General features: G+C 66.3%; 19 protein-coding genes. 3 read left to right on the forward strand and 16 right to left on the reverse strand.

Annotated features, from left to right (window positions below; translation table 11 throughout):
- Positions 1–147: 147 nt before the first annotated feature.
- From BMY35_RS07210 to BMY35_RS07270, 13 genes are all read right to left on the reverse strand, one after another.
- Positions 148–4,914 carry a glutamate synthase-related protein gene (locus BMY35_RS07210; protein WP_093196386.1) on the reverse strand — a complete coding sequence of 1,589 codons (4,767 nt, stop codon included), beginning with the start codon at positions 4,912–4,914 and terminating at the stop codon, positions 148–150.
- 186 nt (positions 4,915–5,100) lie between these two features.
- Positions 5,101–5,796 carry a transposase gene (locus BMY35_RS07215; protein ID WP_093196388.1) on the reverse strand — a complete coding sequence of 232 codons (696 nt, stop codon included), beginning with the start codon at positions 5,794–5,796 and terminating at the stop codon, positions 5,101–5,103.
- A gap of 41 nt (positions 5,797–5,837) precedes the next feature.
- Complete coding sequence (locus tag BMY35_RS07220; protein WP_093196390.1) at positions 5,838–6,716, reverse strand: class I SAM-dependent methyltransferase; 879 nt, start codon at positions 6,714–6,716, stop codon at positions 5,838–5,840.
- Positions 6,713–7,288, reverse strand: a complete 576-nt coding sequence (locus BMY35_RS07225; RefSeq protein WP_093196391.1) for a DUF1415 domain-containing protein — start codon at positions 7,286–7,288, stop codon at positions 6,713–6,715. The genes BMY35_RS07220 and BMY35_RS07225 overlap by 4 nt, the downstream gene beginning before the upstream one ends.
- Positions 7,285–8,541, reverse strand: coding sequence for an MFS transporter (locus tag BMY35_RS07230; RefSeq protein ID WP_093196393.1), 1,257 nt, complete (start codon positions 8,539–8,541; stop codon positions 7,285–7,287). The genes BMY35_RS07225 and BMY35_RS07230 overlap by 4 nt, the downstream gene beginning before the upstream one ends.
- Positions 8,538–9,668, reverse strand: coding sequence for a deoxyguanosinetriphosphate triphosphohydrolase (locus tag BMY35_RS07235; RefSeq protein ID WP_093196395.1), 1,131 nt, complete (start codon positions 9,666–9,668; stop codon positions 8,538–8,540). Before BMY35_RS07235 ends, BMY35_RS07230 begins: the two co-directional genes overlap by 4 nt.
- Positions 9,668–10,780, reverse strand: coding sequence for a 3-dehydroquinate synthase (gene aroB / locus BMY35_RS07240; protein WP_176947388.1), 1,113 nt, complete (start codon positions 10,778–10,780; stop codon positions 9,668–9,670). Before aroB ends, BMY35_RS07235 begins: the two co-directional genes overlap by 1 nt.
- A 35-nt stretch (positions 10,781–10,815) precedes the next feature.
- Positions 10,816–11,364 (reverse strand): shikimate kinase, encoded by a 549-nt coding sequence (locus BMY35_RS07245; RefSeq protein WP_093196399.1) that lies wholly within the window; start codon positions 11,362–11,364, stop codon positions 10,816–10,818.
- A 23-nt stretch (positions 11,365–11,387) separates the two neighbouring features.
- Positions 11,388–13,538 carry a type IV pilus secretin PilQ gene (pilQ, locus tag BMY35_RS07250; protein WP_093196400.1) on the reverse strand — a complete coding sequence of 717 codons (2,151 nt, stop codon included), beginning with the start codon at positions 13,536–13,538 and terminating at the stop codon, positions 11,388–11,390.
- Positions 13,535–14,074 (reverse strand): pilus assembly protein PilP, encoded by a 540-nt coding sequence (locus tag BMY35_RS07255; protein ID WP_093196402.1) that lies wholly within the window; start codon positions 14,072–14,074, stop codon positions 13,535–13,537. Before BMY35_RS07255 ends, pilQ begins: the two co-directional genes overlap by 4 nt.
- On the reverse strand, positions 14,071–14,748 hold the full coding sequence (locus tag BMY35_RS07260) for a type IV pilus inner membrane component PilO (RefSeq protein ID WP_093196404.1): 678 nt from the start codon (positions 14,746–14,748) through the stop codon (positions 14,071–14,073). Before BMY35_RS07260 ends, BMY35_RS07255 begins: the two co-directional genes overlap by 4 nt.
- 6 nt (positions 14,749–14,754) lie before the next feature.
- Complete coding sequence (locus BMY35_RS07265) at positions 14,755–15,375, reverse strand: PilN domain-containing protein (RefSeq protein ID WP_093196406.1); 621 nt, start codon at positions 15,373–15,375, stop codon at positions 14,755–14,757.
- A complete protein-coding gene (locus tag BMY35_RS07270) occupies positions 15,372–16,451 on the reverse strand; it encodes a pilus assembly protein PilM (RefSeq protein ID WP_093196407.1) in 1,080 nt (359 codons plus the stop codon). Before BMY35_RS07270 ends, BMY35_RS07265 begins: the two co-directional genes overlap by 4 nt.
- Before the next feature lie 241 nt (positions 16,452–16,692).
- On the opposite strand from BMY35_RS07270, the gene BMY35_RS07275 reads away from it, so the two are divergent.
- Entirely contained in the window at positions 16,693–19,101 is a 2,409-nt protein-coding gene (locus BMY35_RS07275) for a penicillin-binding protein 1A (RefSeq protein ID WP_093196409.1), read from the forward strand.
- A gap of 30 nt (positions 19,102–19,131) precedes the next feature.
- Here BMY35_RS07275 and cyaY read toward each other — a convergent pair whose 3' ends face one another.
- Positions 19,132–19,464, reverse strand: coding sequence for an iron donor protein CyaY (cyaY, locus tag BMY35_RS07280; protein ID WP_093196411.1), 333 nt, complete (start codon positions 19,462–19,464; stop codon positions 19,132–19,134).
- A gap of 12 nt (positions 19,465–19,476) precedes the next feature.
- Here cyaY and BMY35_RS07285 point away from each other — a divergent pair, with 12 nt between their 5' ends.
- Positions 19,477–19,779 carry an LPS translocon maturation chaperone LptM gene (locus tag BMY35_RS07285; RefSeq protein ID WP_093196413.1) on the forward strand — a complete coding sequence of 101 codons (303 nt, stop codon included), beginning with the start codon at positions 19,477–19,479 and terminating at the stop codon, positions 19,777–19,779.
- The gene (gene lysA / locus BMY35_RS07290) at positions 19,776–21,056 is read left to right on the forward strand and encodes a diaminopimelate decarboxylase (protein WP_093196415.1); all 1,281 of its coding nucleotides are present in this window, start codon (positions 19,776–19,778) and stop codon (positions 21,054–21,056) included. The genes BMY35_RS07285 and lysA overlap by 4 nt, the downstream gene beginning before the upstream one ends.
- Before the next feature lie 10 nt (positions 21,057–21,066).
- Here the strand turns inward: lysA and BMY35_RS07295 are convergent, their stop codons facing one another.
- Both BMY35_RS07295 and msrP read right to left on the reverse strand, forming a co-directional pair.
- Positions 21,067–21,726 carry a protein-methionine-sulfoxide reductase heme-binding subunit MsrQ gene (locus BMY35_RS07295; RefSeq protein WP_093196416.1) on the reverse strand — a complete coding sequence of 220 codons (660 nt, stop codon included), beginning with the start codon at positions 21,724–21,726 and terminating at the stop codon, positions 21,067–21,069.
- Between the two features lie 28 nt (positions 21,727–21,754).
- Positions 21,755–22,780: a protein-methionine-sulfoxide reductase catalytic subunit MsrP gene (gene msrP / locus BMY35_RS07300; RefSeq protein ID WP_093196418.1), complete on the reverse strand. Its 1,026-nt coding sequence runs from the start codon at positions 22,778–22,780 to the stop codon at positions 21,755–21,757.
- Between the last annotated feature and the right edge of the window lie 110 nt (positions 22,781–22,890).

Consider the following 22,890-nt stretch of genomic DNA (forward strand, 5'->3'; position numbering starts at 1 on the left):
GCTTGCTCACTGCGTGTAGCCGCCTCCCCCCTCAAGGGGGCAACACCAGCGGCCCGGCAAAGCCGGTTCCGCGGTGTTCCCCGAAGGGGCTGTGACAGTTTCACGCGCTGCATGCCTTACAGAGGTTCATTCTGTTTTGGTTGATCTTCAAGCCGCGGCGGGGACCGTCTGCGGTGCGGGGGCGGCAAGCGCGTGCGGCTCCAGGCCGATGTGCGCGTTGTTGCCGCTGCTCGTGAGCTCGACCTTGCGGTCGTGCAGCTCGGCCAGCGCGCGCTTGTATTCGTTCGGGAACACCTTCACGAACTTGGTGCGCGACACGGACCAGTTGTCGAGCAGTTCGCGCGCACGCTTGCTGCCGGTCCAGCGGTGGTGCTCCTCGAGCAGCTTCTTCAGCTGGGCCTCGTCGGTCTCGCCGCCGTGCCAGATCTTGCGGTGCACGCTGGCGGTCTGCTCGGCCGAGGTCAGCACCTTGTCGAGCGAGACCATCGAGAGGTTGCAGCGCGAAGCGAACTGGCCGTCCTCGTCGTAGACGAAGGCGACGCCGCCGCTCATGCCGGCCGCGAAGTTGCGGCCGGTCTTGCCGAGCACGGCCACCGTGCCGCCGGTCATGTATTCGCAGCCGTGGTCGCCGGTGCCTTCGATGACCGCCGTGGCGCCCGACAGGCGCACCGCGAAGCGCTCGCCGGCCACGCCGCACAGGTAGGCCTCGCCGGTGGTCGCGCCGTACAGCGCGGTGTTGCCGACGATGGTGTTGCGTGCCGCTTCACCGCGGAAGTCGAGGCTGGGACGCACCACCACGCGGCCGCCCGAGAGGCCCTTGCCGGTGTAGTCGTTGGCGTCGCCGATCAGGTACAGCGTGATGCCGCGCGCCAGGAAGGCGCCGAACGACTGGCCGCCCGTGCCTTCGAGCTGGATGCGGATCGAGTCGTCGGGCAGGCCCTGCGGATGCACCTTGGTCAGCGCGCCCGAGAGCATCGCGCCCACCGAGCGGTTGACGTTGCGCGCCACCTCGATGAACTGCACCTTCTCGCCCTTGTCGATGGCGGGACGCGACTTCTCGATGAGCTTGACGTCGAGCGCCTTGTCGAGGCCGTGGTCCTGGTTCTCGACATGGAAGCGCGGCACTTCGGCCGGCACGTTCGGCAGCGCGAACAGGCGGCTGAAGTCCAGGCCCGCGGCCTTCCAGTGCTCGATGCCCTTGCGCATGTCGAGCAGGTCGGCACGGCCGATCAGGTCGTCGAACTTGCGGATGCCGAGCTGGGCCATGATCTGGCGCACTTCTTCCGCAACGAAGAAGAAGTAGTTGACGACGTGCTCGGGCTTGCCCGAGAACTTCTTGCGCAGCACCGGGTCTTGCGTGGCCACGCCCACCGGGCAGGTGTTCAGGTGGCACTTGCGCATCATGATGCAGCCCTCGACCACCAGCGGCGCGGTGGCGAAGCCGAACTCGTCGGCACCCAGCAGCGCGCCGATGGCGACGTCGCGGCCGGTCTTCATCTGGCCGTCGGCCTGCACGCGGATGCGGCTGCGCAGGCGGTTGAGCACCAGCGTCTGCTGCGTCTCGGCCAGGCCGATTTCCCACGGGCTGCCCGCGTGCTTGATCGACGACCAGGGCGAGGCGCCCGTGCCGCCGTCATGGCCGGCGATCACGACGTGGTCGCTCTTGCACTTGGCAACGCCGGCCGCGATGGTGCCCACGCCGATCTCGCTCACCAGCTTCACGCTGATGCTGGCGTGCGGCGCGGTGTTCTTCAGGTCGTGGATCAGCTGCGCCAGGTCTTCGATCGAGTAGATGTCGTGGTGCGGCGGCGGCGAAATGAGGCCCACGCCCGGCACGGCATAGCGCTGCTTGCCGATGTACTGCGTGACCTTGCCGCCCGGCAGCTGGCCGCCCTCGCCCGGCTTGGCGCCCTGGGCCATCTTGATCTGGATCTGGTCGGCCGAGTGCAGGTACTCGGCAGTGACGCCGAAGCGGCCCGACGCGACCTGCTTGATGCGCGAGCGCAGCGAGTCGCCGTCCTTCAGCGGCAGGTCGACCTCGACGTTCTCGGCACCGACGATGCTGCGCAGCGTGTCGCCCTGCTTGATCGGGATGCCCTTGAGCTCGTTGCGGTAGCGCGCGGGGTCTTCGCCGCCTTCGCCGGTGTTGCTCTTGCCGCCGATGCGGTTCATGGCCACGGCCAGCACCGAGTGCGCCTCGGTGCTGATGGAGCCCAGCGACATCGCGCCGGTGGCGAAGCGCTTGACGATTTCCGCCGCCGCCTCGACCTCGTCGACCGGAATGGCCTTGGCCGGGTCGATCTTGAATTCGAACAGGCCGCGCAGCGTGAGGTGGCGACGGTTCTGGTCGTTGATGAGCTGCGCGTATTCCTTGTACGTGTTCCAGTTGTTGGAGCGCGTGCTGTGCTGCAGCTTGGCGATGGCGTCGGGCGTCCACATGTGCTCCTCGCCGCGCGTGCGCCAGGCGTATTCGCCGCCGGCGTCGAGCATGTTGGCGAGCACCGGGTCGTCGCCGAAGGCGGCCTTGTGCATGCGGATGGCTTCCTCGGCGATCTCGAAGACGCCGATGCCTTCCACGCGGCTGGCGGTGCCGGTGAAGTACTTGCTCACCGTCTCGCTGTTCAGGCCGATGGCTTCGAACAGCTGCGCGCCGCAGTAGCTCATGTAGGTGCTGACACCCATCTTCGACATGATCTTCGACAGACCCTTGCCGATCGCCTTGACGTAGTTGTAGACCGCCTTGTCGGCGCTCAGCTCGCCCGGCAGGTCGGCGTGCATCGCGACCAGCGTTTCCATGGCGAGGTAGGGGTGCACGGCTTCCGCACCGTAGCCGGCCAGCACACCGAAGTGATGCACTTCGCGCGCCGAACCGGTCTCGACCACCAGGCCGGCCGTGGTGCGCAGGCCCTCGCGCACCAGGTACTGGTGCACGGCCGACAGCGCCAGCACGGCGGGAATGGCCACCTGCGTGGGGCTCACGCCGCGGTCGCTGACGATCAGGATGTTGTGGCCGCCCTTGATGGCGTCCACGGCTTCGGCGCACAGCGAGGCCAGCTTGGCTTCGACGCCCTCGTCGCCCCACGCGAGCGGGTAGGTGATGTCGAGCACGTAGCTCTTGAACTTGCCCTGCGTGTACTTGCCGATGTCGCGCAGCTTCGCCATGTCGGCGAAGTCGAGGATCGGCTGGCTCACTTCGAGCCGCATCGGCGGGTTGACCTGGTTGATGTCCAGCAGGTTCGGCTTGGGGCCGATGAAGGACACCAGCGACATCACGATGGCTTCGCGGATCGGGTCGATCGGCGGGTTCGTGACCTGCGCGAACAACTGCTTGAAGTAGTTGTACAGCGGCTTGTTTTTGCTCGAGAGCACGGCCAGCGGGCTGTCGTTGCCCATGGAGCCGATGCCCTCTTCGCCGGCCTGTGCCATCGGGCTCATCAGGAACTTGATGTCTTCCTGGGTGTAGCCGAAGGCCTGCTGGCGGTCGAGCAGCGGCACCTGCGACAGCGGCGCCTTGACCGCTTCGGCGGCCTCGGCCTTCACGCTGTCGAGCTTGATGCGCAGGTTCTCGATCCACTGCTTGTAGGGCTTGCTGTTGGCGAGGTTGGCCTTGACCTCCTCGTCGTCGATCAGGCGGCCCTGTTCCAGGTCGATCAGGAACATCTTGCCGGGCTGCAGGCGCCACTTGCGCACGATCTTCTGCTCGGGCACGGGCAGCACGCCCGACTCCGAAGCCATGATGACCAGGTCGTCGTCGGTCACGCAGTAGCGCGAGGGGCGCAGGCCGTTGCGGTCGAGCGTGGCGCCGATCTGGCGGCCGTCGGTGAACACGATGGAGGCCGGGCCGTCCCACGGCTCGAGCATGGCGGCGTGGTACTCATAGAACGCGCGACGGCGCGGGTCCATGGTGGCGTGCTGTTCCCAGGGCTCGGGAATCATCATCATCACGGCCTGGCTGATGGGGTAGCCGGCCATCGTCAGCAGCTCGAGGCAGTTGTCGAAGGTGGCGGTGTCGGACTGGCCGGCGAAGCTGATCGGGTAGAGCTTCTGCAGGTCGGCACCCAGCACCGGCGAGGACATCACGCCCTCGCGCGCCTTCATCCAGTTGTAGTTGCCCTTGACCGTGTTGATTTCGCCGTTGTGGGCAACGTAGCGGTACGGGTGGGCCAGCGGCCACTCGGGGAAGGTGTTGGTCGAGAAGCGCTGGTGCACCAGGCCCAGGGCCGAGACGCAGCGCTTGTCCTGCAGGTCGAGGTAGTAGGTACCGACCTGGTCGGCCAGCAGCAGGCCCTTGTAGACCACGGTGCGGCTCGACATGCTGGGAACGTAGTATTCCTTGCTGTGCTTGAGCTTCAGGCGCTGGATGTTGGCGCTGGCGGTCTTGCGGATCACGTAGAGCTTGCGCTCCAGCGCGTCCTGCACGATCACGTCGTTGCCGCGGCCGATGAAGACCTGGCGCAGCAGCGGTTCCTTTTCGCGCACGGTGGGCGACATGGGCATGTCGCGGTTGACCGGCACGTCGCGCCAGCCGAGCAGCACCTGGCCTTCGGCCTTGATGGCGCGTTCCATCTCCTGCTCGCAGGCTTCGCGGGAGGCGTGTTCCTTCGGCAGGAAGATCATGCCGACGCCGTATTCGCCCGGCGGGGGCAGCGTGACGCCCTGCTTCGCCATTTCCTCGCGGTAGAGGTGGTCGGGCAGCTGGATCAGGATGCCGGCGCCGTCGCCCATCAGCTTGTCGGCGCCCACTGCGCCGCGATGGTCGAGGTTTTCGAGGATCTTCAGGCCCTGCAGCACGATGGCGTGGCTTTTCTCGCCCTTGATGTGTGCAACGAAGCCGACGCCGCAGGCATCGTGCTCGTCGGCAGCGGAATACAGACCGTGTTCTTGGAGATGCTTGATCTCGGCAGCCGTCGTCATGGCGCGCTCCTTCAGTTTTCGCAGGGAATCGGAGCATATTGCGTTGCACAAAGAATGCCAAACACTTTAATAGGGGTCAGATTCCATTTAAATGTTGAGTTTTTCGATAGGAATTAAATTGGGGACATATCAAAATCAGGAGCAAAAAAGCCAATCCATGCAACGCATGGAGGCATGCTTTCCGGATCAGGATTGGGAGTTGGATGGCGGCCGTCCGGCCTTTGCCTTGACCACGCGGCGCTCGGTGGACTTCTGCAGGCTCTCGAGAAAGTCGTCGTCGCCGGCAGCCCAGCCCCGCAGGGTGGCCTCGGTCAGGGCTTTCTGATCGGCTGCGCGCACCCCGGCGCGCACCAGTTCGACATACGCCGCCTCCCGCGCGAACGGCGTGTTGCCGAGCTCCCAGTACAGCGGGTGCGGCGTCAGCAGCCGGTCGTGCCGCAGGCCGGCGTAGTGGCCGTGGCTGGACCACGGGAAGTCGCGCGCATCGGCCACCATGCCCGCCCGCACCGGGTTGAGGTCGATGTAGGCCATGCAGGTCATCAAGTAGCGATCGGTCTGGATCAGCGTCGACCTGTAGCGTCCTTCCCACAGCGTGCCGCTGCGGCCGTGGCGGTCGTTGAAGTAGCGCACGTAGCTGCGCCCCACCGATTGCATGAACTGCGGCAGGCCGGTGATGCTGTCTGGCGTAGCCAGCAGGTGGAAGTGGTTGTCCATCAGCACGTAGGCATGCACCGCGACGCCGAAGCGCGCGGCGTTCTCGGCCAGCAGCGCGAGCAGCTTCTCGTGATCGGCGCGGTCCGTGAAGATCGGCTGGCGGTTGTTGCCGCGCTGGATCACGTGGTGCGGCATGTCGGCCAGCGTGAGGCGCGGAAGGCGGGCCATGGATGAATCCGATCCGGCAGACGCGGGTTGCGCGCCCGCGCTCAGGCGAGCCGGAAGCGCGTGTCGCCGAGCTTGTCGAGCCCGAACTGCGCCAGCAGTTCGCGCAGCCGCGCAGCTGCGCTCGCTTTGCGCTGGCCGGTGTAGCGCGCCAGGATCAGCTCGTTCTTCATGCTGTGCTCCCAGCCGACCAGTTCGGTCACCGTGACGCTGTAGCCGTTGGCCTCGAGATACAGGCAGCGCAGCACGTTGGTGAGCTGGCTGCCGATCTCGCGCGTGTGAAGCGGATGGCGCCACAGCTCGGCCAGCGGCGTGCGCGACAACGCGAGCGCCTTGGTCTCGCGCAGGCAGGCGGCCACCTCGGCCTGGCAGCAGGGCACGAGCACCATGCAGCGAGCCTTCTTGGCCAGGCCGAAGGCGATGGCATCGTCGGTGGCGGTGTCGCAGGCGTGCAGCGCGGTGACCACGTCGATCTGCGTCGGCAGTTCGCCCGCCTGGGCCGATTCGGCCACCGTGAGGTTCAGGAACGACATGCGCTCGAAGCCCAGGCGTTTCGCCAACTCGCGCGACCGCTCGACCAGCTCGCCGCGCGTCTCGATGCCATAGACGTGGCCGCCGCCCGACCGGGCCCGGAAGAACAGGTCGTAGATGATGAAGCCCAGGTACGACTTGCCCGCCCCATGGTCGGCCAGCGTGGCGCCCGCGCCCTCTTCCGGCAGTTCGCGCAGCAGTTGCTCGATGAACTGGAACAGGTGATAGACCTGCTTGAGCTTGCGCCGCGAGTCCTGGTTGAGTCGGCCCTCTCGGGTCAGGATGTGCAGTTCCTTGAGCAGCTCGACCGACTGGCCGGGGCGCAGAGCCTCGGCCAGCTCGGCGTCGGCCTTGGCGGCCTTGTTCGTTTTCGGTGCAGTCTTCGTGTTCATGGCCTTGCGCTCCCCGGCCCGACGTCGAGCTCAGCCCAGCCCTCGGCCCCCAGCGCCTCGAGCCTGTCGATGTTGCGCTCGAAGATCTCCTCGGCCTCGGGGAACGCCTCGACCGCACGGCTCACGCTGTCTTCGCGAAGCAGATGCAGTGTGGGATACGGCGCGCGGTTGGTGGCATTGCCGATGTCGTCGGCTTCGGTGCCGGCGAACTGGAACCGCGGATGAAAGCTCGCCAGCTGCAGCACGCCGTCGAATCCGGCGCGCGCCAGCCGGCGCTCGGCTCGCGCCGTGAAGTCGTTGAAGTCCAGAAAGTCGGCCAAGGCGTTCGGTGCAATCAGAAGGGTTGTGTCGCGCACGGCGGCGTCCAGCGCCACGAGTTCTTCGGCCTGGGCAAGCAGCGCGTCGATCAGGTCGGGCTCTTCGGCGGGCTCGTACACGGCGTAGTGGATCTGCCCCTTCACGTGCACGGCTTTCGCGAAGGGACACAGGTTGAGGCCGATCACCGCGCGTTCGAGCCAGCGCCGCGTGTCGGCCTCGGCCTGGGCGGCCCCGATTGTCGCCGGGTGCGTCATGCCATCTCCGCGGCGGGGCGAATGCGCCCGAGGCGCCGGGCGATCGCCATGCCGATCAGCGAGCAGGCCAGCGTGGCCGTCCAGGTCCAGTGCCAGCCGCCGACGCGGTTCGCCAGCCAGGCCACCGCTGGCGGCGCCAGGAACTGGCCGAGCGAGGAGGCCTGCTGCATGAGGCCGACGGTCGTCGACACGGTGGAAGGCCCGGGAGCCAGCCGCACGCCCAGCAGGAACAGCGTGGCGGGCACCATGCCGCCCCCCAGCGAGAAGGCGCAGACGGCGATGTAGCGCAGCACCGGCGGCAGGCCCAGGGCGTCGGCACCCTGCCCTGCCTGCGCGAACGCGGCCACGCCGCCCAGCGCCATCGTCAGAAAACCAAGCTGCAGCAGCCGCTCGGGAGCCACGCCGCGCTGCAGCCAGCGCCCGCCGGCGACGTTGCCGACGATGTTCATGGCGGCGGCGAGCGCGGTGAGCACCGCGTTCCAGGCAGCCGGCACGCCGGCACCCGCGTAGATGGCGGGCAGGAAGCCGATCACCGCCATCCACTGCGACGAGTACACGGCGAAGGTCAGCGCGACCAGCCACGGCGCACGCGCCCCCACGGTGGCGCGCAGCCGGGACGACCAGCCGCCGGAAGCCGGCCCCGCCGACGCGGGACGGAGCCGGTCGGCCGGCACCGCCATCCAGAGCCAGACGGCCGACACGGCGGACACGGCCGAGAGCGCCCACCACCAGTCCGCCCACCCGCCCCGGGCGATCAGGGCCGGCCCCAGCAGCAGCGCGAGGGCCACGCCCAGCGGCATGTAGGCACCCCAGAGGCCCAGCGCCGCCTTGTCGGCACCGGGCGGCGTGAGGGCACGGATCAGGCCAGGCCCTGGCATCACGGCCAGCAGGAAACCGACGCCTTCCACGGCACGCAGCACCAGCAGCCATTGCACGGCATGCGCCCCGCCCAGCTCGGTGCCCGCCAGGCCGCCCAGCAGGCTGGCAACCGTGAGCACCACGAGCCCGGTCAGCATGCTGCGGCGCAGGCCGATGGTGTCGGCGGCCAGCCCGACCAGCAGCCCGAGCGTCATGCTCGCGACCTGCACCAGCGACAGCAGGAACCCCGCCTCGACCAGCCCGATGCCCAGCGATGCCTGCAGCGCCGGCACGGCAGGCGGCAGCTTGCCCAGGTGCAAGGCCCCGCTGACACCGCCCAGCAGGACAGCGAATGCGGCAGCCGGAACGCGCGGTCGCACGACCTGCCCACTCATGCGATGCCCCGCCGGCCGGTCAGCCGTTCATGCTCGCGCACGGCGAAGCGGTCGGTCATGCCGGCGATGTAGTCGGCGACCGCGCGGGGCCTGTCCTGGCGTTCGTCGTAGGAAGCCGGCATCTCGGCTCCACGCTCCAGGTACGCCGCGAACAGCTCCCGCACCACCTGCCGCGCCTGGTCGGTGGTCTGGGTGACCTGGGGATGCCGGTAGAGGTTGTGGAAAAGAAAGCGCTTCAGGTCTTCCGACTGGGCCTGCATGGTGTCGCTGAATGCGACGACGGGCGGGGCCTTGCGCACCGCGTCGGCATCAGCCGGTGCCAGAGCCTCCAGCGCCGCGCGCGTCGCGTCGATCACGTCGTAGACCTGCGCGCTCAGCATGCGCCGGATGGTCTCGTAGAGCACGCGGCGCCCCTGCAGGTGCGGATGCTCGGCCAGCGCTTCGCGACGATGGCGCGCGAACAGCTCGACGTCGGACAGCTGTTCGACCGTGATGAGCCCCGAGCGCACGCCGTCGTCGATGTCGTGGGCGTTGTAGGCGATGGCGTCGGCCAGGTTGCACAGCTGAGCCTCCAGCCCCGGCTGCGTGCGGTCGAGAAAACGCCGCGCCACGCCGTTGGGCTCCGCGGCCTCCAGGCGCTCGGCATTCGCGCGCGAACAATGCTTGAGGATGCCCTCGCGGGTCTCGAAACTGAGATTCAGGCCGTCGTACTGCGGATAGCGATGCTCCAGCGCGTCGACCACGCGCAGGCTCTGCAGGTTGTGCTCGAAGCCGCCGTGCCCGGCCATGCAGTCGTTGAGCGCATCCTGGCCCGCATGGCCGAAGGGCGTGTGGCCCAGGTCGTGCGCGAGGGCGATAGCCTCGACCAGATCCTCGTTGATGCGCAGCGCCCGCGCGATCGATCGGCCGAGCTGGGCCACTTCGAGCGAATGCGTGAGCCGGGTGCGAAACAGGTCCCCCTCGTGGTTCAGGAAGACCTGCGTCTTGTAGACCAACCGGCGGAAGGCCGTGGAATGCACGATCCGGTCGCGGTCGCGCTGGAAGGCATCGCGCGTGGGCGCGGGCGGCTCCGCATGCCGACGGCCGCGCGAGCGCGCGGGCAGGCAGGCATAGGCCGCGAGGCTCATTACTGCTGCGCGCAGCTCTGAGCGAGCACTTCGCGCACGAGCGCGTCGGGCGCGCTGCGGACCACCGCCGAGCCGGGCCGGTCGATCACCACGAAACGGATCTCGCCGGCCTCCGATTTCTTGTCGACGCGCATCAGCTCCAGGTAGCGGTCCGCGCCCAGCGCCGGGCCGACGATCGGCAGGCCGGCCCGTTCGATCAGCCGCGTGAGCCGTTCGACGAAGGCGGCGTCGACGCCGCCGAGCCGCTGCGACAGCCGTGCCGCCATCACCATGCCGCAACCGACGGCCTCGCCATGCAGCCACTCGCCATAGCCGAGCCCCGATTCGATGGCGTGGCCGAAGGTGTGGCCGAAGTTGAGGATGGCCCGCAGGCCACTTTCGCGCTCGTCCTGCCCGACCACCAGCGCCTTGATCTCGCAACTGCGCTTGACCGCGTAGGCCAGCGCGGCCGGCTCCCTCGCGACGAGGGCGCCGATGTTCGCCTCGATCCAGTCGAGAAAAGCCATGTCGTGGATCGGGCCGTACTTGATGACTTCGGCCAGGCCAGCGCTGAGCTCCCGCGGCGGCAGGGTCTGCAGCGTGCCCAGGTCGCAGACCACGAGCTGGGGCTGGTAGAACGCGCCGATCATGTTCTTGCCGAGCGGGTGGTTGATGGCCGTCTTGCCGCCCACCGAGGAATCGACCTGCGCCAGCAGCGTGGTCGGCACCTGCACGAAGGGAACGCCACGCATGTAGCTGGCGGCCGCGAAGCCGGTCATGTCGCCAACCACGCCGCCGCCCAACGCGAAAAGCACGGTCTTGCGGTCGCTGCCGTGGCCGAGCAGCTCGTCGAAGATCAGGTTCAGCGTCTGGAGATTCTTGTGCACCTCGCCGTCGGGCAACTCGAGCAGGTGGACCGCCCGGAACCGGCCCGCCAGCGCCGCCTGCAGCGCCTTGGCATAGAGCGGTGCCACAGTGGTGTTGCTGACGATCAGGGCCGTCGCCGAAGCGGGCACGGCGGCGAAGCTCCGCGGGTCGTCCAGCAGGCCGGCGCCGATAAGGATCGGGTAGCTGCGGTCGCCGAGCTGGATGTCGACGCGTTCTGGCGGAGCGGAGAGTTCGGACAGGGACATGGGCAGCGAGTTTAGGCGCTGCGCGGCCGGCAGGCTCAGGCGGGGGGATCTTCCGGATGAGCACCCGGTTCGACGACGCCCGCCAGCTCGAGCTGCATCACGATGATGTTCACCAGCATGGCGATCGTCGGGCGGCCGGTATCGACCACGTCATGGGCGGTTTCCCGGTAGAACGGGTCGCGCGCATCGTGCAACTCCCGCAACCGCCCCAGTGGGTCGGCCACCTGCAGCAGGGGGCGCTTCACGTCGTGGCGCAGGCGCCGGAACAGGTCTTCAGGGGAGGAGCGCAGGTAGATCACGTGGAAGTGATCGCGCAACTGCTTGCGGTTGGCTTCCCGCAGAACAGCACCGCCTCCCGTGGCCAGCACGCCCTGGGCGTTGGCCGCCAGATCGGCAATCACGGTCTGTTCGAGATCCCGGAAGGCGATTTCGCCTTCGCGCTCGAAGTAATCACGGATCGAGCAGCCGATGCGCTGCTCGATCACGTGATCGGTGTCCACGAAAGGAAGGTCCAGCCGCATCCCCAGGCGCCGGCCCACTGCGGATTTTCCGGCGCCGGGCAAGCCGACGAGTGCGACCGCCACGCGGTGGCTGCTACGCCCGCGCGTCAGCGCGCGGCGTTGCGGTCGGTAATCATCTTCGGGGTGATAAAGACGAGCATTTCAGTCTTGTTGGCAACGCGTTCGCGCTTGCGGAACAGTGCCCCCAGATAGGGCACTTCACCCAGCACCGGCACGCGCGATTCGTCATTGGTTTCGGTGAGCTCGAAGATACCACCGATGACAACCGTGCCGCCGTTCTCGACCAGCACCTCGGTCTGCACGTGCTTGGTGTTGATGGCCGGGCCCGCCGACGTGTTCACGCCACGGGCGTCCTTGCTCACGTCCAGCGTCAGGATGATGTTGCCTTCAGGCGTGATCTGGGGCGTGACTTCGAGCTTCAGCACCGCCTTGCGGAACGAGATCGAAGTAGCGCCGCTGGACGTGGCCTGCTGGTACGGGATTTCCTCGCCCTGCTCGATCAGCGCCTTGGTCTGGTCGGCCGTGATGACGCGGGGGCTGGACACCAGCTTGCCCTTGCCGTCGGCCTCGAGCGCCGAGATTTCCAGGTTCAGCATGCGCGAGAAGCTCGAATTGAAGAGCGAGATCGCGAAGGTGCCTGCAGCGTTACCGGTGCCGCCGGCGTCGCCTGCAGGGAGGTTGATGAAGTTGGAGTTAGTCCAAGTGGTGGTGGCGGTGCTGGCACTACCGTTGGTGCCTGGCGTGACGACAGGCATCACGCCGATGTTGCCGTAGGCCCGATTACCAGCAGAGGAGGCGAAACGCTCGCCGGAGATACCGCCGCCCAGCCGCACACCGAGCGACTTACCGAAGGTGTCGGAAGCTTCGACGATCCGGGCCTCGATAAGCACCTGGCGAACCGGGACGTCCAGTTTCTGGATCAAGTCGGTCACCTGGGCCAAGCGCGACGGGATGTCGGAGACGAAGAGCTGATTCGTGCGCGACTCGGCGATGACGCTACCGCGCGGGCTCAGGATACGCGTCGTCGTACCACTACCCCCACCGCCACCAGACGATGCCCCCGTACCCGTCAGACCCTGCGCAATGGCAATCGCCTTGGTGTAATTGAGCTGGAACGACTGGGTCCGCAGCGGCTCCAGATTCTCGATCGCGGCCTTGGCCTCGAACTCGAGCTTTTCCTTGGCGTTGATCTCATCCTTCGGCGCGATCCACAGCACGCTGCCGTTCTTGCGCATGCCCAGGTTCTTCGCCTGCATGATGATGTCGAGGGCCTGGTCCCAGGGCACGTCCTTCAGCCGCAGCGTCAGGGCACCACTCACAGAGTCTGAGGTCACGATGTTGAAGTTCGTGAAGTCGGCGATCACCTGCAGCAGCGAGCGGATCTCGATGTTCTGGAAGTTCAGCGACAGCTTCTCGCCGTTGTAGCCCACGCCCTGGGTCAGCTTGGTCGGGTCGACCTTGCGGGCACGAACTTCGACAACGAACTGGTTCTCGCTCTGGTAGGCGCTGTGCTCCCAGTCACCCTTGGCGTCGATCGTCATGCGGACACGGTCGCCCGACTGCTGCGAAGTGATCAGTTGAACCGGAGTTCCGAAGTCGGCGACATCGAGACGACGGCGCAGGCCCTCGGGCAACGTGGACTTGGTGAACTCCACGACAAGGCTCTTGCCCTGCTGCTTGACGTCGACGCCCACCTGGTTGTTCGGAAGATCGACGATGACCCGGCCCGTGCTGTCGGAGCCGAGGCGGAAATCGACGTCCTTGAGAGGCAGCGTGTCCCGGTTGCGGTTTTCCGCGAAGGTCGTGCCCGCCGATGCGGCAAGCGCGGCGCCGGCGACCGGCTCCAGCACAACCAGCAGCGACTTGCCCTGGATCTCGGCCTTGTAGGCTGTCGCCTGCTTCAGGTTCAGCACCACGCGGCTGCGTTCACCGGCCTGCACCACGTTCACCGAGCGCAGGTTGCCCTGATTCACTTCGATGGCGGAACGGCCGATGGCATTGGTGACGCCCGGGAAGTCGAGCGCGATGCGCGCCGGCGTCTGCACGGTGAATCCGGCGGGCACCGCGGCGAGCGGTTGCGCAAGATCGATACGGATCACTTCCGAGCCGGACTGCGTGGAGCTGGTCACGGCTTCGATGGCATTTTGCGCATGGGCCACGGCCAATGCGCCGAAAGCCAGCAGACCCAGGCCGGCAGCGCGCAGCCACTGTGCCATCGTTGATTTCTTATGGTTCATTTCGCACTCTCTTGCAGCTGCAGCGTCGCGACGCGTTCGATCCATTCACCGGCGGCGTCCTGCACGATTTCACGCAGGGCGACTTCGGTTTCGTTGATTCGGGTGATACGCCCGTAGTTGAGTCCCAGGTATTCGCCGACGCGCACCTTGTAGAGCAGCTTGTCGACACGGACCAGCGCCACCGGCTGACCGTTGCGATTCATGCTTCCCACCATGGCCATCGAGTCGAGCGGGAAGGCCTCGAGCGCCTCCTTGCGGCGCGCCAGTTCGGGCGCGATCAGCTCGGAGGTGCTCGGCTGGTTCGATTCGCGGCGCAGCGCCTGGGTCAGCTTCAGGATGTTGAAAGGCTCGAACGCCGAGGCTTCGGTGTACGCCTGCGGGGTGAACTTCTTGGGCTCGGAGATAGGCGGCACCGAGGGCTTCACCTGGGCGCGTTGCTCGGCCATCCACCGCTGCAGGTCTTCCTGGTCCGAATCGCAGGCGCTCAGTGCCGACGCCGCCAGCGTCAGCCACAGTACTTTGGCGACGATCTTCATTTCTTCGCCTTCGGTGCGGAAGCGCGCTTCTGCGCGGCCCGCTCGTCGTCATCGAGGTAACGGTAGGTACGCGCGGTGGCATCCATCGTCAGCACGTCCTTGTCCTTCTGCGGGGTGACGGAGATGTTGTTCAGCGTCACGATGCGCGAGAGGCCCGCCACGTCGGCGGCGAAAGCTCCCATGTCGTGGTAGCGCCCGGTCACGCGAACGGCGATCGGAAGCTCGGCGTAGTAGTCCTTGACCGACACCTGCCCCGGACGGAACAGTTCGAACTGAAGGCTGCGACCAAGGCCCGCCTGGTTGATGTCCGACAGCAGGGCATCCATTTCGGCCTTGCTGGGCAGCTGCTTCTCGAGCAGGGTCACGTACTGCTGCACCTGCTCGCGCTGCTTCTTCAGCAACTCGAGATTGGCTGCCTGGGCCACCTTCTTCTGGTAATCGGCCTTGAGCGCGACTTCCTTGGAACGCTCGTTCTCGAGCTCGTCGTTCGAATTGGTCAGCCAGGCGAACCAGAGGGCGACGAGCACCAATGCGGTGACCGCCAGGCAGAGCGCATAACGGGGCACCGACGGCCATGCCGACGGATCGTTCGGATTGAGCCCGCGAAACTGGTCGCCGAAGCGCTGCAATGCAGCGGCGACGTCGATTTTCTGGGAGGGGCGATTGCTTGCCATGATCGGTTACCCCTTGGACTGCGCCGTTGCGGCCAGCGCCTTATCGGCGGCGGCCTTCTGAGCATCGGTGGGGCGTTTCAGGCCAATGCGCATCGTGAAGTTCGCCACGCGACGCTGGTCGCGTGGATTCAGGTTCACGTTCGCCGACGTGATTTCGACCAGCTCGGGCTTCACCAGCCACGGGCTGTTGTTACCAAGGTTGCGCAGCAGTTCCGAGACACGCTCGTTCGACTGCGCCATGCCTTGCAGCGTGACAGTCTGGTTGTCCTGCTTCATGTTGGTCAGGTAGACGCCATCGGGCAACTGCCGGACCAGCTCGTTGAGCAGGTGCACAGGAAGGTTGCGGTCGCCCTGGAGATCTTCGACCGCCTGCTGGCGCGCGCGCAGCGCGGCGATTTCTTCCTGCAGGGTCGAGATTTCCTTGATCTCGACTTCGAGCTTCTTGATCTCGGCCTGGAGGAAGCTGTTCTTCGATTGCTGTGCCGAAATCTGGGCCTCGAACCAGAGGTAACCCAGGCCTGCGATCAGGACGCCCAGAACCGCCGCGGCGCCCAGGGTGCCATAGAACGCCTCGCGCCTGCGCTTGCGCGCAGCTTCGCGGTGCGGAAGCAGATTGATGAGGATCACTGCAGGAACCTCCGCATGGCCAGCCCGCACGAGGTGAGATAGGACGGCGCCTCGCGACGTACCTTCTTCTCGCGAACGTTCGAGCTGATTTCCATCCCTTCGAAGGGATTGAGCAACGAGCAGGCGAACGACGTCTGCCGCGTGACGGCATTGGTCAGGCCCGGCAGCGAAGCCGATCCACCCGCCAGCAGGACGTAATCGACGCGGTTGTGCGGCGTGCTGGTGAAAAAGAACTGGAGCGCGCGCGCGATTTCCTGTGCGATGCTTTCCACGAAGGGCTTCAGGACACCCGAGCCGTAGTCGTCAGGCAAGTCGCCGCTACGCTTCTTCGCTTCGGCCTCTTCCGCGGAAAAACCGTACTGGCGCACGATAAGCTGCGTGAGTTGGGCACCACCGAACGCCTGGTCGCGGTCGTACAGCACTTCCTGGTTGCGCAGCACCTGCATGCTGGTGGTGAAGGCACCCACCTCGAAGAGAGCCACGATCGAATCAACGCCCTTGCCGGGCAGCTGCTCGATCAGGCGGGCTGTTGCCAGTCGCGAAGCATAGGACTCGACGTCGAGGATCATCGCCTTCAGACCGGCGGCTTCCGCCAGGCCTTCACGGTCCTGGACCTTCTCCTTGCGCGATGCGGCGATCAGCACTTCGACGTCGCCGGCGGAAGTTGTGCTCGGTCCCGTCACGCAGAAATCGAGGCTGACTTCGTCCAGCGAGAACGGGATGTATTGGTTGGCCTCGGATTCGACCTGGATCTCGAGCTCCTGCTCGCTCATGCCGCCGGGAAGAATGATCTTCTTGGTGATGACGGCCGAGGGCGGCAGCGCGAGCGCCACGTTGCGGGTACGCGTGCCGCTCTTGCGGATGACGCGGCGGACGGCTTCGGCCACCTCGTCGAACTTCTCGACGTTGCCGTCGGTGATCCAGCCGCGCTCGAGGGGCTCGATGGCGCAGCGCTCCAGGACCAGCTTGCCGCTGGCCTCGCGGCCGAGCTCGACCAGCTTGACGCTGGACGAACTTACGTCCAGCCCCAGCAGGGGAGCGTTCTGACGACGAAACAATGATCCAAGAGCAGCCAAGTTAGGTTCCTCTTCCCCTGTATTTGTAACCAATAGAAAAAATTGAATTCGGTTGCATGCTAGCAGCAGGCGTAGCGGCAACCAAGCAACGCCGCAGGGCAAAACCCTGAAGCGTTGTCAAAACCTGACGTCAAAACCGCATTTTGTAACTTTTGAATTAGGGCAATGCAAGCCCCTCAAAGATCGGATCGTGTGGAGGGGGCGGCTTTTTATAATGTCGGGTGACTCTGTGCGGCCCCTCATGCAAGAAACTTCCAGCCCCAAAGGGCCAGCCAAGACCCCTCCCACCAAGCGCCCGACCTGGCTGAAATGGCTGTTGCGCTTTTTCTTCTGGAGCTTCGGCATCGCGCTGGCCGGCGTGCTTGCCGTGCTGTGCGTAGTCGCCGTGGCCCTCGCGGTCGCCTACCCGAACCTGCCTGACATCAGCGAGCTCTCCGACTACAGGCCCAAGCTGCCGCTGCGGGTGTTCTCGGCCGAAGGCATCCTGATCGGCGAGTTCGGCGAGGAGCGCCGCAACCTCACCCCGATCTCGGCGATTCCGAAGGTCGTGAAAGATGCCGTCCTGGCCGCTGAAGACGCTCGCTTCTACGACCACGGCGGCGTCGACTACAAGGGCATGGTGCGCGCCGGCCTGGCCAACATGAACCGCGTGAAGAGCCAGGGCGCGTCGACCATCACCATGCAGGTGGCGCGCAACGTCTACCTGAGCTCCGAGAAAACGCTCACCCGCAAGATCTACGAGGTGCTGCTCACCTTCAAGCTGGAGCACCTGCTGACCAAGGACCAGATCTTCGAGATCTACCTGAACCAGATCTACCTCGGCAACCGCGCCTACGGCTTCGCCGCCGCCTCCGAAGCCTACTTCGGCAAGCCCCTGCAGGAGCTCACCATCGCGCAGGCCGCCATGCTGGCCGGCCTGCCGAAGGCACCCGGCGCCAACAACCCCGTCAACAACCCGCAGCGCGCGCGCGGCCGCCAGTTCTACGTGATCGACCGCATGCAGGAAGCCGGCTTCATCACCGCCGAGCAAGCCGCGGAAGCCAAGAAGGAAGAGCTGCATCTGCGCGATGCCGCCGACCCGAATCGCCTGCACGCCGAGTACGTCGCGGAAACGGTTCGCCAGCTGATGTACGCGCAGTACGGCGACAGCACCTACACGCGCGGCCTCAAGGTCTACACCTCGCTGGTCGCTGCCGACCAGGCCGCCGCCTACAAGGCGCTGCGCAAGGGCATCATGGACTACGAGCGCCGCCAGATCTATCGCGGCCCCGAGAAGTTCGTCGACCTGCCGAACGATCCCAAGGAACTCGACGAGGCCGTGGACGATGCGCTCACCGACCACCCCGACAACGGCGACGTGATGGCGGCGGTTGTGCTCAAGGCCACGCCCAAGCAGATCGATGCAGTCCGCGGCAACGGCGACCCGGTGCAGATCACTGGCGATGGCCTCAAGCCCGCGCAGTCCGGCCTCTCCGACAAGGCCCCGCCGAACATCAAGATCCGCCGCGGCGCGGTCATCCGCGTGGTGAAGACGCCGAAGAACACCTGGGAAATCACTCAGCTGCCCGAGGTCGAAGGCGCATTCGTCGCGATGGACCCTCGCGACGGCGCCATCAAGGCGCTGGTCGGCGGCTTCGACTTCGGCAAGAACAAATTCAACCACGTGACGCAGGCATGGCGCCAACCGGGTTCGAGCTTCAAGCCCTTTATCTACTCGGCCGCGCTCGAGAAAGGCTTCACCCCCGCCACGGTCATCAACGACGGCCCGCTCTTCTTCGACGCCGGCACCACCGGCGGCCAGCCCTGGGAGCCGAAGAACTACGGTGGCGGCTACGACGGCCCGATGTCGATGCGCACCGCGCTGATGAAATCGAAGAACCTCGTGTCGATCCGCATCCTGCAGTCCATCGGCACGCGCTATGCGCAGGAATGGATCACCAACTTCGGCTTCGACAAGGAAAAGCACCCGGCCTACCTGCCGATGGCGCTCGGCGCAGGCTCGGTCACGCCGATGCAGATGGCGGTGGGCTATTCGGTGTTCGCCAACGGCGGCTACCGCGTCAATCCCTACCTCGTGACCCGCATCACCGACCACAAGGACAAGGTACTGGTCGACAAGCAGCCGCCCTTGCTGAGCGAATCGCTGCGCGTCATCCCGCAACGCAATGCCTTCATCATGGACACGCTGCTGAATTCCGTGGCCCGCGGCGGCACCGCCGCGAAGGCGCAGGCGATGCTCAAGCGCCCCGACCTGTACGGCAAGACCGGCACCACCAACGACTCGCTCGACGCATGGTTCGCCGGCTTCCAGCCCACCATGACGGCCATCTCGTGGATCGGCTACGACACGCCGCGCAACCTGGGCGACCGCGAGACCGGCGGCGGCCTGAGCCTGCCGATCTGGATCACCTACATGGAAACCGCCATCAAGGGCGTGCCCGTGACCGAGCTGTCGGCCAATCCGCCCTCGGGCATCGTGAACGTCGGCGGCGAGTGGTATTACGACGACTATGCGCCAGGACGCGGCGTTGCAAGCCTGGGGGTGGAATCCGCACCCGCGGCGCCAGTGGAGGCTCTGACCGGTGCCCCGGTGAGCCCGCCGGCCCCGCCCGAAGAGCGCAACCGCATCCTCGACCTGTTCCGCAACTGAAGGCGGCGGACGCGAAAGGGCCGCGAAAGATCAGGCAGCCGCGAAGCTCAGCGGCTGCCCGGCCTGAAGAGTCGCTTCGCGCGACAGATTGCCGAAGAACTCCTCGCCGGTCTTGGTGTCGAGCCAGGCCTTGCCGTCGTGGCGGTAGTGATAGCCGCCGGAACGCGCGGCAAGCCAGATTTCCTGGAGGGGCTTCTGCAGGTTCACGATCAGCTGGCTGCCGTTGCGGAATGAAATCGTGATCATCCCGCCCACCCTCTGGTTGTCGATGTCCGCGTCGGTCGCTTCGTTGATGCGGTCGCAGCCCAGCTCGATGGCTGCAAGGGCAGCCTCGGCGCGATCCATGTACTCGGTGTCGGTCATTACAATTTCGCCATGTTGAACGTTCACCAAATTCTAGTGAGCACCCGCGTCCGCGCTGCGCTCATGGTCTGCCTCGCCGTGGGCGCCGCCGGGCTTGTCGCGGCCTGCGGGCAGCGCGGTCCGCTGTACCTGCCGACCGATCCGGCCGCCGCCGGGCGCGCCACGCTGCCGGAGCTCATGACGCCCGATAGCCTGAGGTCGTCGCCCTCCACTTCCTCTACGTCTTCCAGTCAGGCTGCCCCCGCGCCGGCCGCAGCCGCCAGCGCACCGGCGGGCAGCAACAGCAACAACACCGGCACGGAGCAACGCAAGTGAGCGCAACCGCCAACTCCCTGCCCGGCCAACCGCACATCGCGGAACGCGACGGCGCGCTGCACGTCGAAGGCGTCGCGCTCGATGCGCTGGCCCGCGAGCACGGCACTCCCCTCTTCGTCTACTCGCAGCAATGGATGCTGGACGCCCTGGCGGCGTACCAGCGCGGCTTCGAGGGACGCGACGCCCTCATCTGCTACGCGATGAAGGCGAATTCCTCGCTCGGCGTGCTGCGCGTGTTCGCGGAAGCCGGCTGCGGCTTCGACATCGTCTCGGGTGGCGAACTGGCGCGCGTGCTGGCCGTCGGCGCCGATCCGAAGAAGATCATCTTCTCGGGCGTGGGCAAGACCCGCGCCGAGATGCGCCAGGCCCTCGCGGCCGGCATCGCCTGCTTCAACGTCGAGAGCGAAGCCGAGCTCGACGTGCTCAACGAAGTGGCGGTTGCCGAAGGCAAGCGTGCGCCGATCAGCATCCGCATCAATCCGAACGTCGATCCGAAGACGCATCCGTACATTTCCACCGGCCTGAAGGGCAACAAGTTCGGCATCGCGCACGACCGCGCTGTCGAGGCCTACAAGCACGCCGCGCGACTGCCGGGCCTGGAGGTGGTGGGCATCGACTGCCACATCGGCTCCCAGATCACCGAAGCCTCGCCCTATCTCGACGCATGCGACCGCGTGCTCGACCTGGTGGAAGCCATCGAGGCTGCCGGCGTACCGATCCATCACCTGGACTTCGGCGGCGGCCTGGGCATCGACTACAACGGCGAAGTGCCGCCCAAGGCCGATGCGCTGTGGCAGCAGCTGCTCGCCAAGCTCGACGCGCGCGGCTTCGGCAAGCGCAAGCTGGTGATCGAACCCGGCCGTTCGCTGGTCGGCAACGCCGGCGTGTGCCTGACCGAAGTGCTCTACACCAAGCCCGGCGAAGACAAGAACTTCTGCATCGTCGACGCGGCCATGAACGACCTGCCGCGTCCCGCGATGTACCAGGCCTTCCAGCGCATCGTGCCGGTGCGCGCCCGCGCCGGCAATGCCACGACCTACGACGTGGTCGGCCCGGTCTGCGAAAGCGGCGACTGGCTCGGCCGCGACCGCGCACTCAACGTGCTGGCCGGAGATTTCCTGGCCGTGCTGTCGGCGGGTGCGTACTGCATGAGCATGTCCAGCAACTACAACACGCGCGGCCGCGCCGCCGAAGTGCTGGTGAGCGGCGCGAGCGCTAGGCTGATCCGCCGTCGCGAGACGATGGAAGACCAGCTGCGCAGCGAGATCGACGGCTGACTGCAGTCCTTCAGCCGGTACGCAGCGGCTTCTCGCCGTTGCGTACTGCGCCTGCCGCCGGCTTCGCCTTGCCGCGCTTGCTGGCGAAATTCCACACGCGCCACGCAAGCAGCACGCCGATGATCGCGGCGTAGACGAACACTTCCGCGAAGTTGTTCTTGCCCGCGCGCATCCAGAAGAAATGCAGCAGGCCCAGCCCCGCGATCAGGTAGACCAGCCGGTGCAGCAGCTGCCAGCGCTTCGCACCCATCGCCTTGATCGCACGGTTGAACGAGGTGGCCGCCAGCGGCGTCAGCAGCACGAAGGCCGAGAAGCCCACCAGGATGAACGGCCGCTTGGCGATGTCCTTCGCGATGTCGCTCCACTCGAAGCCCATGTCGAACCAGCTGTAGCACAGCAGGTGCAGCACCACGTAGAAGTACGCGAACAGGCCCAGCATGCGGCGGTAGCGTGCCAGCGCGTTCCACTTGCTCATCACGCGCAGCGGCGTCACCGCCAGCACGATGCAGATGAAGCGCAGCGTCCAGTCGCCGGTGGCGCGGATCAGGAACTCGGCGGGGTTGGCGCCCAGCCCGTCCGTGAACGCGCCATAGGCCAGCAGCGCGAACGGCAGCAGGCACAGCAGGAAGACGACCGGCTTGGTCGCCGGATGCATGAGCAGCTTGTTCATGGGGCGATGACCGCGCGCAGAAGCCGGCTCAGTAATTCTTCTTGAGGTCCATGCCCGCGTAAAGCTGGCCGACCTGCGCTTCGTAGCCGTTGAACAGCTCGGTCTTGCGCCGCTTGGCGAACAGGCCACCACCGTCGCCGATGCGGCGCTCGGTGGCCTGGCTCCAGCGCGGATGGTCGACGTTGGGGTTCACGTTCGAATAGAAGCCGTACTCGTTGGCCGCAGCCTTGTTCCAGGCGGTGCTCGGCTCCTTCTCGACGAAGCGGATCTTCACGATCGACTTGGCCGACTTGAAGCCGTACTTCCATGGCACCACCAGCCGCACCGGTGCGCCGTTCTGGTTGGGCAGCACCTCGCCGTACATGCCGAAGGCAAGCAGCGTGAGCGGATGCATCGCCTCGTCCATGCGCAGGCCCTCGGTGTAGGGCCAGTCGAGCACGCGCGAGCCCACGAAGGGCATGGTCTTGGGATCGGCCAGCGTCACGAACTCGACGAACTTGGCGTTGCCCTGCGGCTCGACCTTCTTGATGAGCTCGGCCAGCGAATAGCCCACCCACGGAATCACCATCGACCAGCCCTCGACGCAGCGCAGGCGGTAGATGCGCTCTTCCTGCGCGCTGAGCTTCAGCAGGTCTTCGATGCCGTACTTGCCCGGCTTCTTGACCAGTCCTTCCACCTCCACGGTCCAGGGCCGCGTCTTCAGCGTGCCGGCGTTCTTCGCCGGATCAGCCTTGTCGGTGCCGAACTCGTAGAAGTTGTTGTAGGTGGAAGCGTCCTTGTAGTCGGTGACCTTCTCCATCGAGATGGCGCCCGGAACCGCCGACTTCACGCCGGGCAGCGCCGCCAGCTTGTTGGGGCGCTCGGTCTGCGCCAGGGCTTCGCGCGAGGCGAATGCCGCCAGCGCGGCTCCCGCGGCACCGCCGGCCATGAGCTTCAGCATGTCCCGGCGGCCTTCGTAGACCTCCCGGGACGTGATCTCGCTCGACAGCGGATGGATGAAACCGTTGCCGCCGCTGTTGTTGCTGCGGCGGATCGGACGGGAATGGAACGACATGACGGACCTTTCGCGGAATCGTTGTGCTCAGGGTAGTTCGTGGCCGACCCTGATCTGGTTACGCGCCGCCGAAGCGCGCGGTTTCAATAATTCTTCGCGAAAGCCCGCAG

Origin of the sequence: Variovorax sp. YR750, assembly GCF_900109805.1 — a bacterium.
Taxonomy (GTDB): domain Bacteria; phylum Pseudomonadota; class Gammaproteobacteria; order Burkholderiales; family Burkholderiaceae_C; genus Variovorax; species Variovorax gossypii.

What these genes read in the sequence shown, in the direction of transcription:
- BMY35_RS07230 (WP_093196393.1), bottom strand. Translation starts at nt 8,541, where the DNA reads ATGAGTGGGCAGGTCGTGCGACCGCGCGTTCCGGCTGCCGCATTCGCT.
- msrP (WP_093196418.1), bottom strand. Translation starts at nt 22,780, where the DNA reads ATGTCGTTCCATTCCCGTCCGATCCGCCGCAGCAACAACAGCGGCGGC.
- BMY35_RS07210 (WP_093196386.1), bottom strand. Translation starts at nt 4,914, where the DNA reads ATGACGACGGCTGCCGAGATCAAGCATCTCCAAGAACACGGTCTGTAT.
- aroB (WP_176947388.1), bottom strand. Translation starts at nt 10,780, where the DNA reads ATGTCCCTGTCCGAACTCTCCGCTCCGCCAGAACGCGTCGACATCCAG.
- BMY35_RS07275 (WP_093196409.1), top strand. Translation starts at nt 16,693, where the DNA reads ATGCAAGAAACTTCCAGCCCCAAAGGGCCAGCCAAGACCCCTCCCACC.
- BMY35_RS07260 (WP_093196404.1), bottom strand. Translation starts at nt 14,748, where the DNA reads ATGGCAAGCAATCGCCCCTCCCAGAAAATCGACGTCGCCGCTGCATTG.
- BMY35_RS07220 (WP_093196390.1), bottom strand. Translation starts at nt 6,716, where the DNA reads ATGAACACGAAGACTGCACCGAAAACGAACAAGGCCGCCAAGGCCGAC.
- BMY35_RS07225 (WP_093196391.1), bottom strand. Translation starts at nt 7,288, where the DNA reads ATGACGCACCCGGCGACAATCGGGGCCGCCCAGGCCGAGGCCGACACG.
- BMY35_RS07255 (WP_093196402.1), bottom strand. Translation starts at nt 14,074, where the DNA reads ATGAAGATCGTCGCCAAAGTACTGTGGCTGACGCTGGCGGCGTCGGCA.
- BMY35_RS07285 (WP_093196413.1), top strand. Translation starts at nt 19,477, where the DNA reads ATGTTGAACGTTCACCAAATTCTAGTGAGCACCCGCGTCCGCGCTGCG.
- BMY35_RS07295 (WP_093196416.1), bottom strand. Translation starts at nt 21,726, where the DNA reads ATGAACAAGCTGCTCATGCATCCGGCGACCAAGCCGGTCGTCTTCCTG.
- BMY35_RS07215 (WP_093196388.1), bottom strand. Translation starts at nt 5,796, where the DNA reads ATGGCCCGCCTTCCGCGCCTCACGCTGGCCGACATGCCGCACCACGTG.
- pilQ (WP_093196400.1), bottom strand. Translation starts at nt 13,538, where the DNA reads ATGAACCATAAGAAATCAACGATGGCACAGTGGCTGCGCGCTGCCGGC.
- cyaY (WP_093196411.1), bottom strand. Translation starts at nt 19,464, where the DNA reads ATGACCGACACCGAGTACATGGATCGCGCCGAGGCTGCCCTTGCAGCC.
- BMY35_RS07235 (WP_093196395.1), bottom strand. Translation starts at nt 9,668, where the DNA reads ATGAGCCTCGCGGCCTATGCCTGCCTGCCCGCGCGCTCGCGCGGCCGT.